This is a genomic window from Stenotrophomonas sp. SMYL8, assembly GCF_036320065.1.
GTDB classification, from domain to species: domain Bacteria; phylum Pseudomonadota; class Gammaproteobacteria; order Xanthomonadales; family Xanthomonadaceae; genus Stenotrophomonas; species Stenotrophomonas maltophilia_A.
In genome coordinates this window covers 100,871-115,759 of the sequence record NZ_JAWIRR010000007.1, presented here as the reverse complement: position 1 = coordinate 115,759, position 14,889 = coordinate 100,871, and the positions used below count along the sequence as shown (strand labels likewise).

Annotated in this window: 13 protein-coding genes; 7 read left to right on the top strand and 6 right to left on the bottom strand. The window is 64.8% G+C overall.

What is annotated here, in order from left to right:
- The first annotated feature begins 453 nt into the window (after positions 1-453).
- The 3 genes from V3B25_RS08520 to V3B25_RS08510 all read left to right on the top strand — a co-directional run bounded on the left by V3B25_RS08520 (position 454) and on the right by V3B25_RS08510 (position 3,188).
- On the top strand, positions 454-1,806 hold the full coding sequence (locus V3B25_RS08520) for a DUF1963 domain-containing protein (RefSeq protein ID WP_329810491.1): 1,353 nt from the start codon (positions 454-456) through the stop codon (positions 1,804-1,806).
- Positions 1,807-1,897: 91 nt separating this feature from the next.
- The gene (locus V3B25_RS08515; RefSeq protein WP_329810490.1) at positions 1,898-2,629 is read left to right on the top strand and encodes a hypothetical protein; all 732 of its coding nucleotides are present in this window, start codon (positions 1,898-1,900) and stop codon (positions 2,627-2,629) included.
- A gap of 79 nt (positions 2,630-2,708) precedes the next feature.
- The gene (locus tag V3B25_RS08510) at positions 2,709-3,188 is read left to right on the top strand and encodes a hypothetical protein (RefSeq protein ID WP_329810489.1); all 480 of its coding nucleotides are present in this window, start codon (positions 2,709-2,711) and stop codon (positions 3,186-3,188) included.
- Positions 3,189-3,314: 126 nt separating this feature from the next.
- Here V3B25_RS08510 and V3B25_RS08505 read toward each other — a convergent pair whose 3' ends face one another.
- Positions 3,315-4,691 (bottom strand): hypothetical protein, encoded by a 1,377-nt coding sequence (locus V3B25_RS08505; RefSeq protein ID WP_329810488.1) that lies wholly within the window; start codon positions 4,689-4,691, stop codon positions 3,315-3,317.
- A 153-nt stretch (positions 4,692-4,844) separates the two neighbouring features.
- On the opposite strand from V3B25_RS08505, the gene V3B25_RS08500 reads away from it, so the two are divergent.
- Positions 4,845-5,627, top strand: coding sequence for a 3-hydroxybutyrate dehydrogenase (locus tag V3B25_RS08500; protein WP_180847272.1), 783 nt, complete (start codon positions 4,845-4,847; stop codon positions 5,625-5,627).
- Positions 5,628-5,698: 71 nt separating this feature from the next.
- On the opposite strand, the gene V3B25_RS08495 is transcribed toward V3B25_RS08500, so the two are convergent.
- Genes V3B25_RS08495 through V3B25_RS08485 form a run of 3 tightly spaced genes read right to left on the bottom strand, consistent with a single transcriptional unit; the run spans position 5,699 to position 6,941 of the window.
- A complete protein-coding gene (locus V3B25_RS08495; RefSeq protein WP_329810487.1) occupies positions 5,699-6,157 on the bottom strand; it encodes an SRPBCC family protein in 459 nt (152 codons plus the stop codon).
- Between the two features lie 2 nt (positions 6,158-6,159).
- The gene (locus V3B25_RS08490) at positions 6,160-6,474 is read right to left on the bottom strand and encodes a metalloregulator ArsR/SmtB family transcription factor (protein ID WP_049421295.1); all 315 of its coding nucleotides are present in this window, start codon (positions 6,472-6,474) and stop codon (positions 6,160-6,162) included.
- Positions 6,475-6,485: 11 nt separating this feature from the next.
- Complete coding sequence (locus tag V3B25_RS08485) at positions 6,486-6,941, bottom strand: SRPBCC domain-containing protein (protein ID WP_329810486.1); 456 nt, start codon at positions 6,939-6,941, stop codon at positions 6,486-6,488.
- 163 nt (positions 6,942-7,104) lie between these two features.
- Here V3B25_RS08485 and V3B25_RS08480 point away from each other — a divergent pair, with 163 nt between their 5' ends.
- Entirely contained in the window at positions 7,105-7,629 is a 525-nt protein-coding gene (locus tag V3B25_RS08480) for a GNAT family N-acetyltransferase (RefSeq protein ID WP_329810485.1), read from the top strand.
- A gap of 141 nt (positions 7,630-7,770) precedes the next feature.
- Positions 7,771-9,540, top strand: a complete 1,770-nt coding sequence (locus V3B25_RS08475; protein WP_329810484.1) for an oleate hydratase — start codon at positions 7,771-7,773, stop codon at positions 9,538-9,540.
- A 43-nt stretch (positions 9,541-9,583) separates the two neighbouring features.
- Here V3B25_RS08475 and V3B25_RS08470 read toward each other — a convergent pair whose 3' ends face one another.
- Together V3B25_RS08470 and ftrA are read right to left on the bottom strand one after the other, a co-directional pair.
- Complete coding sequence (locus tag V3B25_RS08470) at positions 9,584-10,855, bottom strand: hypothetical protein (protein WP_329810483.1); 1,272 nt, start codon at positions 10,853-10,855, stop codon at positions 9,584-9,586.
- Between the two features lie 69 nt (positions 10,856-10,924).
- On the bottom strand, positions 10,925-11,926 hold the full coding sequence (gene ftrA / locus V3B25_RS08465) for a transcriptional regulator FtrA (RefSeq protein ID WP_329810482.1): 1,002 nt from the start codon (positions 11,924-11,926) through the stop codon (positions 10,925-10,927).
- Between the two features lie 312 nt (positions 11,927-12,238).
- On the opposite strand from ftrA, the gene V3B25_RS08460 reads away from it, so the two are divergent.
- A complete protein-coding gene (locus tag V3B25_RS08460) occupies positions 12,239-14,815 on the top strand; it encodes a TonB-dependent receptor (protein ID WP_329810481.1) in 2,577 nt (858 codons plus the stop codon).
- Positions 14,816-14,889: the final 74 nt, after the last annotated feature.

The window sequence follows — 14,889 nt, the reverse complement described above, 5'->3', positions numbered from 1 at the left end:
GCAATTGCGATGCCGACTGCGCCGGCACGACTGAAGGGGCCTGCGCCCCCTCGCCCACGCGGAAGGCCAAAGGGCCATTTGAGTCCATCAGGCGCTGCTGCAGCGGGACAGTGCGCCGCGCCGTAACCACACACTACGGACACTACCGGCCGGAATTGAGACCGAGATGGGCATCGCATCACGGCGACGCCGCCCGGCTGATGCCGTAATTAGCATGCTGGAAATGCGGCTTATGTCGCTGCGCTTCTTCAAAGGCCTGCCGGCTGGCTGACCTGGCCCTTGGTCAGGAGGCGCGGCCCGCACCCACTGGCCCACTTCGCCAACCAACGCGCACTGGCGCGCTGGGCAGCGGATCATCGCCGGGCGCTACAGGCAGGCCGGGTGGTGATATACCTGTGGTGCTCGATCCAGACTCAAAAGGACGTCACTGAAATGGATGCTCAGGCAGATTCAATGTACCACGCCGACCAGCGTGACCACCATGCCGAAGCCGTGCTTGAGGCCTTCTTCGCCAAGCATCGCACCCCGGCCCTGGTGCTGCAGCGTTTCTACCCGCCGGCGGCATTCCCCAGGGTTCGCAGCCGTCTAGGCGGTCTGCCGCAATTGCCCGATGGGATGGATTGGCCGGTTGGGGAAAGTTATGGCGAAGCGGCGCCGATGCACTTCCTGGCGCAGATCGATTGCGCCGAGCTGCCACGCGTGGATCCCGATATGCCCTCGCAGGGCATGCTGTTCTTTTTCGCCATGAACGACGAAGAGCAGATCTGGGACACGGACGAACCACAGCAACGCGTGCGTGTACTGTACGCGGCTGAGGTAGCGGTCGATCAGCACGTGCGTGCGCTGCCGGACGGTATGCGTCCGATTCTGGATGAAGGCCCCTCGGACCATGCGCACCGCAATCCCGCATGGCTGCTACCTGAGGAGGATGGGCCGTGCGTGCATGTTCAATGGCCCTTGGTGGCGCGGCGCATGGATACCTGGCCGGACGAGCTGGAGCTGTCGCCGGGTGAGGAGGATCGGCCGTATTACGATATCTACCCCTCGCGCCGGGACGAAATGCGGCTGGGTGCGGTGGTGGCGGCCACGGGCCTGTTTCCGCGCGCGGATGCAGCCACGGAATGGGAGCGCCCGCAGTCACCTGCGTGGACCTTCCCGGTGCAATGGCTGCGTTACCAGACCGATTTTCCCCATGTAGGCATCATCATGGACCGCCTTTCGCGGGTGATCGGCAATGAGCGGCGTGCAGGCAAGCGCGGGAAAATTGATTACGCCGACGTACGCGCATGGGTGAAGCGCGCCGCCGCCATTGGCCTGGACGAAGCCCCGGATGATGCAACGCGGGAGGCATTCCGTGAGTGGATTATCGGACAGATCAGCGACGAATTCGAGCGTATGACGCTGACCGACCTGGGCATGGGCCGGGCGTTCACAAAGGGACTGCTGGCGGCAGTTGCCTACGCGGCAGGCTCGCCGGCTGCGGCCGCGCGCATTCCTGCACTGATGTACCGCCACTTGCAGGACGAACATCTGCCGTTTGATGAAAGCCAGGGCACGTTGCCTGATGGCCGCAAGCGCTGCGCCGAGACGCGCGTGCACCAGATGCTGGGGCACGCACCGCGCTTGCACGGCATCGTACCCGACGTGGAAGGCGAGGGCGACGCGGTCTGCCTGCTGCAGTTGGCGTGTGACCCGGCGATTGATCTGGTCTTTGGTGACTGTGGCCAGGCCACGTTCTGGTTGAGTCGTGAGGATCTGCGCAACTGCAGGTTTGACCGCGTCGTGGGCGTGGTGGAGTCGCATTGATTGGGCACGGCGGGGCTGCCATGGCACCATGACGGGCTGGCCTCGTCCTTCCGGGCGGGGCCGTTTTCCCAGGGAAGCCCTCGAACACGACATGCGAACGTCCTTCTTCATTCTCTCCGCCCTGTGCCTTGGCCTGTTGTCTGGCTGTGCCAGTGGCCCGGAGGAGCACGCCTCAAGCCGCGAGATCACGGGTGCGTTCGTGGCCGACGACGGCCAGTTGTATCTGCTGCCGCGCTTTGAAGAGCCGATGCGTTTCAATGCTGCACCGTTCCGCGAGTACCGCGCGCTGATGGACAGCCCGCTGCGCGAGGCGGTGGCCTGCGCGCAAATGTATTTCCATGAAGACTGGCGCGACCCGGCCAACAAGGCCAAGGTGCACGGCAGCTATGCGCTGCTGCTGCGGTCGGAGCAGGTGACGCCGGAACAGGCCGCGCAGTTCAAGCTGGAGCGGATTGAGGTGCTCCCGCGCGAGGCGAAGTATGTGGATGAGCGTGCGCGCTACTACCTGCCGCAGGATCGGAGCCGTTATGCGCTGGCGTTTGATCGGGCCTGCAATCTTTCAAAGAAGGGTGGCAGCTATTACAGCGCGCTGTTCGAGGGCGACGGCGAGCGGGTGAAGTTGCCGGACGCTGCTGCGTTGGCGGAGAAGGGGAAGCTGGCACAGCCGATCAGTGCGCGGGCGCAACGGATCCTGCCGGAGAGGGAGGGCAAGCCGGGTGTTGGAACGGCGGCCGGCAAGGTGCTGGGCGCGGCGCTGATTCCTGTGGCGGTTCCGGTGTTTGTGTTGAGCCTGCCGTTCCTGGGGCCGGATCATTGGAAGTGATGGGGCGTTGAGGGAGAGCCATCCACGCGTGGCGTGGATCTACTTGGGCATCGCCTGAAAGTTCATCCTGGAGATCTGTGTGCCCAGCACGCTGGAAACTGTTTTGAAGACCGCAGGCTTCATTATCCTCGCGGCACTTCCGTTGGTGATCCTCTGGTTCACCCTTCGGCGAATGTCAGCGACCGCGCGTTCTGCATTGGGATCAGGGCTGCGTTTGGATCCCCCTCGCCGGATTTCTGGCAAGTCCATGACCTTGGTGATGGTGGATGGCAAAGAGGATCGCGAGCACTATTTCTTTGATACAGAATCCTTCTACCTGCGACGTGGGCCGGTGCCCACGGCGGTTCCGCTTTCGCAGATCACCTCAGTCACACGAACGTCCGACAGGATCTACGGGCGCTATGTCTGGAAGGTGTGCTTCAGCAGAGCATCGGGCAGAAAGGGTGTGACGTTCACCAACAACCTGACGCTGTTCAATCGGGATTTCCTGCTCTTCCTGGAGGCGGTGCGGAAGGCCAATCCACTGGCGACTGTGGATCAGGCGGGTCTGTTCTTCTGATTGCGCGGGGACATCAGCGGCGCTGATTGGCAAATGGAGGGGCCAGGGGGCGGGTTGCCTTGGACACGGAGCTGGGCGATTCAGTTGTGCGGGCGTTGAGGGAGTGAATCCACGCGTGGCGTGGATCTACCGGCACCTCGGTGTGCCACCTGCCACACAGCTGGCCCGCCAACGCTCCCAGGCCTTGGCGTCGATGCCGGCCTTCAGTGCGATTGCCTGCAGCTCCGCCCAGTTCCTCGGCGAAGGCGCGGCCAGCAGCCCACGCATGAAGGTCTGCATCTTCACTTCGCCCACCTGCTTCTCCAGCGAGAGCAACAGCAAGGGCGCATAGACGTAGCGATACATCTCGCCCAGATCCGAGGTGCCATCGATGGCATCGAACGCCGGCAGCGGGGGGGCCTGCTTATCGATGGCTGACTGCAATCGCGCGATATAGCGATCAGCCGCGGCATCGCCACTGATCTCGCGCAGCGCCTTGATCGACAGGAATTCCGCGCTGGATTCCAGCAGCACCCAGAAGTAGGGGCCCTGCGGGCGGTTCAGTGTGCCGAAGTAGTAATGGCCCATTTCGTGCGCGATGTACTGCACGCGTCGCTCGGCGTTCTCGCCCCCGGTCAGCAGTGAATCGGCCACGTTGCCGATGCTGCCGCTCATGGCGATGGTCGGCCAGGTGGCAAAGCCCCATTCGCTGCCCTCACGGTCGCGCTCGATCTGGTTGAGGGTGACCATGCGCAGGAAGGTGGGGCGGTCGGCCAGCGGCACGCCCATATAGCGGCTGTGCACGTCGGCTACCTTCTGCACGGTGCCGGAAAGAGCATCGACCTTGGCCGCGGGCAGCGTCTCGTTGAGGATCGTGACCTGCGCGGTGCGGGTGATCGGGCCGCTGCCGCCGAACAGCAGGATCGGTCGTGCGTTGTCGCTGCGGAAGCGGCCCTGCGCGCCTTCGATGGCCTGGCTGCCGTTGAGATACAGGAAGCGGCAGCCACGGCAGTCCACCTGCAGGTCGTAGCGGCTTTCGCTGCTGCGCACGCGGGCCTTGGGATCGAACGCCTGCGGCAGCCATGCGGACTGTTCGGTGAAGCGGGCGCTGTCGCCGTTGAAGGCGATCAGGCCCTTGAAGTCGGTCGGGGCATCGTGCCGGGCGTAGACCGGGAAGGCGCCCACGTACTGCACGCAGAGCGTGGCGGGTGGCTTGGCCACGGTGTACACGCGTGCTTCGCCATCCACGCCGGGGTCGTACCAGCCTTCGAAGTCCAGCGGCGCGCCATTGCCATCGGTGACCCGTGCGACATTCAGGCCGGCGTTGAGCACGAACGAGCCCATCGATTCGGCAGGTCGGCTGGATACGCAGACGTTGCCTTCCACGCGGCCGGTCGCTATATCCACCCGCACGCTGCCGGTGGTGAGCGGTGTGGCGTCTTGAGCAGGCGGCGCGGCCTGGCTGATGGCAGGGGCGAGCAGTGCGACAACAACGGCGGGCAGCAGGGCCTTGCAGGGGTTCATCGGGCCATCCATGGGTGGATTGGGGTGACTATAGGGGCAATGTGAATTTCTGCCGAGAGGGGAGCATCCACGCTTGGCGTGGATCTACTGATCCAAGCGTGCGGTGGATCCAGAGGGCTATACTGCCTACCTACGCCCCTTGGAAGCTCACCCATGTTCTCTGGAAAGGTTGCGGTGGTTACCGGCTCCACCAGCGGTATCGGACTTGGTATCGCCACGGCGCTGGCGCGACAAGGCGCGGACATCGTGCTGAATGGCTTCGGCGATGCAGCGGAGATTGAACGCATCCGTACCAACCTGGAAACCGAGTTCGGTGTTCGCGTGGCGCATGACGGTGCCGACCTGTCCCGTGGCGAGGCGGTGCGCGGACTGATCGATCGCGCCGTCGCGACGATGGGCCGCATCGACATCCTGGTGAACAATGCCGGCATCCAGCACACCGCGTCGATCGAGGAGTTTCCGGTCGAGAAGTGGGATGCGATCCTGGCGCTGAATCTCTCGGCGGTGTTTCATGCCACGGCGGCGGCCTTGCCCCACATGAAGCAGCAGGGCGCCGGCCGCATCATCAACATCGCATCCGTGCACGGGTTGGTGGGCTCGGTGAACAAGTCGGCCTACGTGGCGGCCAAGCACGGCGTGGTGGGATTCACCAAGGTGACCGCGCTGGAGAATGCGGGCACTGGCATTACCGCCAACGCGATCTGCCCAGGTTGGGTGCGAACCGCACTGGTTGAGCAACAGATCACTGCGTTGGCGGAGCGCGAAGGCACGGATCAAGAGTCCGCCGCGCGCGCGCTGTTGGCCGAGAAGCAGCCTTCGTTGCAGTTCGTGACGCCCGAGCAGCTGGGCGAGGTGGTGGTGTTCCTGGCCTCGGACGCTGCGGCGCAGATCACTGGCACGGCGTTGCCGGTGGATGGGGGTTGGACGGCCCGCTAGCGGACCCGCATCGGCCGCATTGCCGACGCCGCAGCAGCCAAGGCCCTGCGGCGTCGTCCCGACGCAGCCGTCTACTGCGGCTTCGCAAACACATCCAGCCCCTTGCCGGTTTCCAGCAGCGACTTCAGGCTCGACAGCACGATCGGCCAGCCCTGGCGGATGCCGGTATCCATGCCGCTGCCGGGTTCCAGTTCGTCGTGGGTGACGGTCAGCCGCACCATGTCCTGGTAGGGCACGATGTCGAAGGTCACCCGGCTGTAGGCAGCGGGGTTGTCGGCCTGCGAGGCGGCGGCCCAGGTGATGACCAGCCGTGAGGGCGGGGTGCTTTCCACCACTTCGCCGACCAGTTCGACCGAGCGCGTTTCGTTGGCACGTACATGCTGCCAGCGCGAGCCGGGTTTCCAGTCCGAGACGTTCTCGTGGCCCCAGTAGCGGCTGGCGATCTCGGGGCGGGTGATGGCCTCGAACACCTTCTGCGGCGTGGAGGCGATGTAGATCACGTGGATGAAGCGGGTGGACTCTGCGGACATCGTCATTCTCCTTCCAGTTCTCGTTTCAGGTCATGCAGCAGGCCCAGGCGCTGCTGCTCGAACTTGCGTACCCAGCGCTCGTAGACTTCGTGCAGGGGCACCGGGTTGATGAAGTGCAGCTTCTCGCGGCCGCGGCGCACGGTGCTGATCAGGTTGGCGTCTTCCAGCAGGCCCAGGTGCTGGGTGACCGATTGCCGGGCCATGTCCAGGTGCTCGCACAGCTGGCCGAGCGTCTGCCCGTTGTCTTCGCAGAGCAGATCCAGCAGCGTTCTGCGCGTGGGATCGGCCAATGCCTTGAACACCTTGTCTGCATTCATGCGGGGCGTCTTCAATTCCAGTTGTCGATCCTGATGTCGTGTGGGTTGGGCTGGCCCTTGCCGGATTCCACCAGCGCTTTGAGGCTGAGCAGGAACACCGCCCACTTGGTGCTGCAGTGGAAGGTGAACTCGACGCGTTCCTTCCAGCCTTCATGGGTGAACAGCACGATGCAGTAGTCGCCCTCCTGCTTCAGCACGAAGCGCGCGTGGGTGCCGATCCATTCGGCAGGGCCGGCGACGAACTGCCAGAGCACGAGCTCGCCTGGAACAAGCTGCTCAAGTTTCATTTCCATGGCACCAATTTCCTGGCCATTGGCGGTGAAGCACACCTTGACCGAGCCGCCGGCTTCGCGGTCGCCATGGGTGTCTTCAGCCCACCAGGCGGCGACGCCTTCGGGGGTTGCCAGAGCCTGGTACACCTGGCTTGCAGGGGCCTTGATGCCGACCCTGTGTGCGATATCGACCATTGCAGGTTCCTCGCTTGGGCGGACAGGCGCCGTCCTTGGGTGGACTATAGGCAGGTAAATGCCTGCATGTCAAATCCGGCTCACGGACTTCCAGCCCTGGTAGTGCCGGCCGCTGGCCGGCATCCTCGTCGCAATTGATTGAAGCATTGAAAGGAATGCGCACATGACTGAAGCAGGAAAGGAAATCTTGAACATCCGCCGCGCCAACGTAGACGATGCCCCTGCGGTGCTGACGCTCTTCGACGAAGTCATCGAATGGTTCGTATCGATCGGCAACCTGCAGCAATGGGGCAGTGAGCCATGGTCCACGATGCCGCGCCGGATCACCCAGGTGACTGATGCCTGCGCACTGCCCGGTGCATGGGTGGCGCAGAACGAGCAGGGTGACGTGCGCGCGTTCCTGGCGCTGGGCGAGTCGATGCCCTATGTGCCTGCGCCCACCGGCCCGGAACTGTATGTACGGGTACTGTTGGCATCGCGTGATGCGCCCGTGCGTGGCATCGGCCGGCGCCTGATGGCCTTTGCCGATGAGCAGGCGCGCGCTGCCGGGCTCGACCATCTGCGTGTGGACTGCTATGGCGGCGGCAACGGTGATCTGGTGCGCTTCTATGAGACCTGCGGCTACACGCGCATCGCGCCGTTCAGTGTGGATGGCTGGCCGGGCATGCTGCTGGGGCGACGGCTCTGACGTGGCTGCGTCTTTCGGTCGCAGCCTGCGTGCAGGAATTGGTACATCGGTTCGGCGCTAGAGTAGGGGCATGACCTGCATGGAATGGCTGTGTCATTCCACTGTGGGTTCCTGATGACCCCCTCCAGGAAGGAGCAACGCATGTACTACAGCAGTGGCAACTACGAAGCCTTTGCGCGCCCGCGCAAGCCCGCCGGTGTCGACGGCAAGCGCGCATGGTTCGTCGGTTCGGGCCTGGCCTCGCTGGCCGGCGCCGCGTTCCTGGTGCGCGACGGCCGCATGGCCGGTGAGCGCATCACCATTCTCGAGCAGCAGCAGATTCCCGGCGGCGCGCTGGATGGCCTGAAGGTGCCGGAGAAGGGCTTCGTGATCCGCGGCGGCCGCGAGATGGAAGACCACTTCGAGTGCCTGTGGGATCTGTTCCGCTCGATTCCGTCGCTGGAGATTGAAGATGCCAGTGTGCTGGACGAGTTCTACTGGTTGAACAAGGACGACCCGAACTACTCGCTACAGCGTGCCACGATCAATCGCGGTGAAGATGCGCACACCGACGGCCTGTTCACGCTGAGCGAGCAGGCGCAGAAGGACATCATCGCGCTGTTCCTGGCCACCCGGCAGGAGATGGAGAACAAGCGCATCGACGAGGTGCTGGGCCGCGATTTCCTGGACAGCAACTTCTGGCTGTACTGGCGCACCATGTTCGCCTTCGAGGAATGGCATTCGGCGCTGGAGATGAAGCTGTACCTGCACCGCTTCATCCACCACATTGGCGGCCTGCCGGATTTCTCGGCGCTGAAGTTCACCAAGTACAACCAGTACGAATCGCTGGTGCTGCCGCTGGTGAAGTGGCTGCAGGACCACGGCGTGGTGTTCCAGTACGGCACCGAGGTGACCGACGTCGACTTCGATCTGGCGGCCGGCCGCAAGCAGGCCACGCGCATCCACTGGACGCGCGAGGGCGTGGCCGGTGGCGTGGATCTGAGCGCGGATGACCTTGTGTTCATGACGATCGGTTCGTTGACCGAGAACTCGGACAATGGCGATCACCACACGGCTGCGCGATTGAACGAGGGGCCGGCGCCTGCCTGGGACCTGTGGCGACGCATTGCCGCCAGGGATCCAGCGTTCGGCCGCCCGGATGTATTCGGCGCGCACATTCCGCAGACCAAATGGGAGTCGGCGACGGTGACCACGCTGGATGCACGCGTTCCAGCCTACATCCAGAAGATTGCCAAGCGTGACCCGTTCAGTGGCAAGGTGGTGACCGGCGGCATCGTCAGCGTGCGCGATTCGCGCTGGCTGATGAGCTGGACGGTGAACCGCCAGCCGCATTTCAAGAACCAGCCCAAGGATCAGATCGTGGTCTGGGTGTATTCGCTGTTCGTGGATACGCCTGGCGACTACGTGAAGAAGCCGATGCAGGATTGCACCGGTGAGGAGATCACCCGCGAGTGGCTGTATCACCTGGGCGTGCCGGTGGAGGAGATCGACGAACTGGCTGCCACGGGCGCAAAGACGGTGCCGGTGATGATGCCGTACATCACCGCGTTCTTCATGCCGCGTCAGGCCGGTGATCGCCCGGACGTGGTGCCGGAGGGTGCGGTGAACTTCGCCTTCATCGGTCAGTTTGCCGAATCGAAGCAGCGCGACTGCATCTTCACCACCGAGTATTCGGTGCGCACACCGATGGAAGCGGTGTATACCCTGCTGGGCATCGAGCGCGGCGTGCCGGAGGTGTTCAATTCCACCTATGACGTGCGCTCGTTGCTGGCGGCGACCGGTCGCCTGCGCGATGGCAAGGCGCTGGATATTCCCGGGCCTGCGTTCCTGCGCAACCTGCTGATGAACAAGCTGGACAAGACCCAGATTGGTGGCCTGCTGCGCGAGTTCAAGCTGGTGCAGGAGGACTGAGCGTGCGTCAGCGTGGAGGGGAACGCGCCGGCAACACCGCGGATCAGTCTGCCAGCACGGTACCCGCTCGTTCGCCATAGGTCGCCCTCGCGCTGCCACACACCGCGTAGGTGGCAGCGCTGGCTGGCAGGCCAGTGGCCTTGATGCCGCGCTGCGAATCGCCGTCAAACACCTCGGCGTAGCGCTCTGCGGCCAGCGCATCATCGGGCAGCATATACAGCAGGACGCGCTGCAACGTGGATTGTCCCTGCAGTGGCTGCGGCTGCCGGAATGCCGGCACCTGCACGCGCGCGCTGTGCCACCGCGTCGGCGCGTCTGCAGTCTGCCAGCGCACTTGCAGGGGCAGGTTGAGTGGCAACAGCGCGGCGCTGACAGGGTAGCCGTAGGCCGTGCAATCCTGGGGCGCTTCCGGGATGTTCGCGATGGCCCCGTTGCCGATGTCCAGTGTGAGGCCATTGATTTCCATCCGCAGGATGGGCGCATTGCCGTAGTTGTGGATCTTGAACAGCGCCAGGCCTTCGAAGCGGCTGCGCTCCAGATCATCGGTGGTGAAGCCACTGAGGCGTGCGAGTGCGGGCGCGACCTCTACGTGATCGCTGTAGTGGTAGTAGATATGCACGAGCTCGGGTGTACCCGCGCGTCGCCAGGCCGCGTTGAATGGCGCAAGGTCGGGATACGGCCGACGGGCCAGTGGCACATCGGTGACGGCGCGATCTCCGGACGGAGTGGCGTAGCGGTAGTGGTCGACGGAGCGCTTCAGGCGCGCATCTTCATACGGGAACCCCCTGTCTGCATCGGACTGTGCGTTGGGGTAGCGGTGGAAGGCCAGGAAGCGCTCGGGGGTGTCGCCCTGCATGGGCAGATCCGGGCCAGCGCCAGAGCCGGTGGATGCATGCGGTGAGGTGTCCAGCCACAGGGGTTGCCCGCTGAGGTTGACGTGCAGCTCGGCGATGGATGCACGTGAGCCGCCGGCCAGGCTGTCCACACTGCCTTGCAGGGCGTGCCACAGTGGGATGATGAGCATGGAGGCGGCGGTTGGCACGAACATCAGCACGTGTATGCGGCCCGGCACCTGCCCGCGCTGGCGCACCATGTAGCGCAGCCAGGCCAGCAGGAGCACCAGCAGCAACGGGACGCCGACCCAGATCGCAATGGTGGCCAGCGCCACGACGCCCCAACCCAGATTGGGGGTAGCCACCGCGATCAGCGAGAGCGTGGCGATCAGCGCAGCCAACACCAGCGATACGCCGATTCCAACGCGGTAGGTCCTGTAGGGGCTGTCGGTCATCACCGTTCCGTCGGCAGTGCGGGGCATGCCCCTATCTTGCAGCGCAGGTGCCTGCGTGGAAAGGCCGGGAGCGGGGGACAGGGGGGGGGGCGGAAGTCAGCAGCCGATCAGGCGGTCCGCACCGATGCCGCTGCGGTGCTGGCTGCGGTACTCGTTGGGGCTGGCATCGACCTGGCCACGGAAGTGGCGGCGGAACGATTCCTGCGAACCAAAGCCCGCCTGCTCGGCGATCCATTGCAGCGGCCGGTCGGTGGTTTCCAGCAGCTCACGGGCGAGGGCTACGCGCTCGCGGATCAGCCAGTCGATCGGTGACAGGCCCGTTGCTTCCAGGAACTGTCGCTGCAGGGTGCGCTGGCTGAGTGCGGCCTGCTCGGCGAGGCTGCCTAGCGAATGCGGCTCGCGCAGGTTGCGGCGCATCCATTCCATCAGTTTCGCCAACCGCGTGGGCTCGCCGTTGGGGATGGCCCGGCTGACGCGCTGGCTGCGCCCGGCATCACGCCAAGGTGCCAGCACCAATCGCTCGGCCACCAGATTAGCCACGCGCGCGCCGTAATCCTTGCGCACCATGTGCAGCATCATGTCCATGCCGGTGGCCGAGCCGGCCGAGGTGATGATGCTGCCGGTGTCCACGTACAGCACATCCTCGCGCACATCGATGCGTGGGAACTCGCGTGCCAGCGCTTCGGTGAGGCGCCAGTGGGTGGTGGCCTCGCGGCCATCGAGCAGCCCGGCCCAGGCCAGCACGAACGCACCGGAGCAGATCGACGCGATGCGTGCGCCGCGTGCATGGGCGCGGATCAGTGCATCGAGCAGTGCCTGCGGCGGACGCTCGCTGGGCTCGCGCCAGCCGGGGATGACGATGATGTCGGCGTCATCGACGCTGCTGAGATCGTAGGGCAGCTGCACCTGGGTGCTGCCGAGCATGCGCAGTGCGCCGGGTTCGCCGGCGCACAGCTGGGTGCGGTACCAGGCCACGCCCAGTTCAGGCCGTATCGGTGCGAACAGGCCGACCGCACAGCCGAACTCGAACAGCCCCTGGCCGTGGCAGGCGACGATGGCGACGAGTGGTGCGGTGGGATCGGCGGAAGGGCTGTGCATGGCCTGATGCTACGGGTGGTGGTGCGTGGCGCAGAGTGGTTCGCGGGCATGAGGTGATGCCGGTGGAGCATGTAGAGCCGAGCCATGCTCGGCTGCTCTTTGTGGCTCAATTGAATGGGCTTCGTCTGGCATTGAGCCAAGCATGGGCTTGGCTCTACAGAGAGCAGCGCACCGGCGCTGCTGCCTAACGTCATTACCAGCGGTCATGTGGGTGGCCGGATGTTACGGCTGGGTGACGCGATCCCGCCTGTCGCGGTGGGTGAACAGGCCCTTGAATGGAAGCGTGTTTCCGGCCCACCCCCACGAGCCCCCATGCCTGCCGCCTACGCCCCAGTCCTGAGCACTCTTGCCGTCCTGATCGCGGTCGCCCTCGCCGCATCGCCCAGCCACGCAGCGGAAGCCGATGCGGACCCTGCCACCACTGCAGCCACCGCCAATGTGGCGGCCTCCACGCTGGATGCGGTGGTGGTCACCGGTTCACGTACCAGCACGCGCACGGTGAAGAACAGCTCCACACCCATCGATGTGATTTCCGCCGAAGACCTCGCCGCGACCGGCCAGGGCAACCTGCTGGAAGCGCTGCAGCGCAGCCTGCCGTCGCTGAGCCAGATCGGCGGCTACCAGAGCGACCAGGAAAGCCTGATCCGCGGCTACCAGCTGCGCAATCTGTCGCCGGGCTACACGCTGGTGCTGGTCAACGGCAAGCGCCGCAATGCCAGTGCCTATGTGAGCGGTGCCAATGGGGGCGGCTTCCCCGGACATGCGTGGGCGGACCTGGCGTTGATTCCGGTCTCGGCCATCGACCATGTGGAAGTGCTGCGTGATGGTGCCTCCGCCATCTACGGCTCGGACGCGATCACCGGCGTGGTCAACGTGATCCTGAAGTCGCAGGCGCACGGTGGTGATGTGTCGGTGGAGAGCGGGCAGAGCACCGATGGTGATGGTTCGCGAACCAGCGTGCGCGCCAACGTCGGCCTGCCTTGGGGCCAGGATGGCTTCATCAACCTGTCCGGCGAGACCACCCGCCAGCATCATGCGATCCGTACCCGTCGCTACATCGACGGCTACCTGAGCTACCCCGCCGTGGATGGCAGCGGCAATCTGGTGGCGCTGCGGCCGAACAATCGTTTGCCAGCGGGTGCTGCGCCGAACCCGGTCGAGGCCAACCGCGATGCCGAGGCCAACACCATCCTCAGCTCGCCGTCGTATGCGTTGAAGGCCTTCGCGGTGAACGTGGGCCATGGCCTGGGTGAGAGCGCGCAGTTTTATGCCAATGCTACGGCCAGTGACCGCACCGCACAGGCGATCCAGAATTTCCGTCTGCCGGCGACCATCTTCACCACTTACAGGGCTCCCGGCGTGCTGAGCGTGTTTCCTGACGGCTTCCTGCCGGTGCTGGAAACCAAGGAAAAGCAGTACACCGGTACGGCCGGGGTAAAAGGCCAGATCGCGGGTTGGGACTATGACGCCAGCCTGACCGGCAACCGCAGCACCGTGCGCACCTATACGCGCAACTCGGTGAACTACTCGCTGCCATATCCCGGTTCACCCACCGACTTCTATGACGGCAAGCTGGACTACCAGCAGGGCATCGCCAACCTGGACCTGCGTCGTGGCTTCGAGGTGGCGGCATTCGCTTCGCCGCTGGAAGTCAGCGCCGGCGCCGAGTACCAGCACGAGCAGTACGAGCGCGGGGCAGGACAGTGGGAGTCCTACACCGGCTTCGGTGCGGCGGCCTTCGTCGGCTATTCCACTGCGGACGCGGTGAAGGCGACCCGCAACAGCAAGGCGGTGTACGCGGGTGCAGCCACCAACATCACCTCGCGCTGGTATCTGGATGCAGCCGCGCGTTGGGAAGATCACTCCGACTTCGGCAGTGTCTCCACCGGCCGCCTGACCACGCGCTTCGACTTCACCGACGCGCTGGGTGTGCGGGCAACGGTGAGCAACGGTTTCCATGCGCCCAGCCTGGGCGCGCAGTTCTACCAGGCCACCGGCAGCTGCCCGTGCGGGACCACGCTGGTGGCGCAGGTGTCTTCGCCGGCGGCGATTGCGTTGGGTGCCACACCGCTGAAGCCGGAAAAGGCCACCAACTACAGCCTGGGCCTGACCTGGGACCCGAGCCCGGCCTTCCACCTGGCAGTGGATGCCTATCAGATCGACATCCGCGGCCAGCTGGGGCAGTCCAGCCAGATCGGCTACAACGCGCAGGATCCGGCGCGCGTCACCGACAACAGCGGCACGGTGCTGAGTGCGGCGCAGAAGAACACCATCGATGCACTGCTGGGTTCGGCCGGCATCAGCATCCTGCCGGGTGATGCGTTCTACGCCAGCTACTTCACCAACGTGGGTAATACCCGTACACGCGGTGTGGAGCTGACCCTGGAAGCGAACCAGGAAACGGCGTGGGGCAAGCTGCGCTGGAGCTACGCGGCCAACGTCGGCCGCACCACCATCCAGAAGGTCAGCGACATTCCGGCGGCGCTGCAGGGCCTGCCGAACATCAACCTGCTGACCAGATCCAGCGAGTATGCGCTGCGCTTCCGCACGCCCAGCTATACGCAGGTGGCGGGGCTGGGCTGGCAGAACGGGCGCTGGCGCTCGAATCTGGACTTCACCTACTACGGCCCCATCAAGCGCCTGAACAACGGCGTGGAGTACAAGCAGCCGCCGGTGCTGGTGACCAATCTTTCCGGTGGCGTGGAGCTGGGCGCGGGCTGGAGTGCGGCGCTGGGCATCAACAACGTGTTCGACAAGCGCACCCGCAAGGTGCCGGAGTACGCGCGTAGTGCCACCGATGTGGCGAGTATCGAGACCACGTGGGATAGCGGCGATGTGCTGAGCAATGTGGGTGCGTACTGGTACGGGCGGGTCAGTTACCGGTTCTGAGGTGGGAAGCAGTCGAGCATGGCTCGACTCTACAAAAGCGAAGGGCAGCCGAGCATGGCTCGGCTCTACACGGG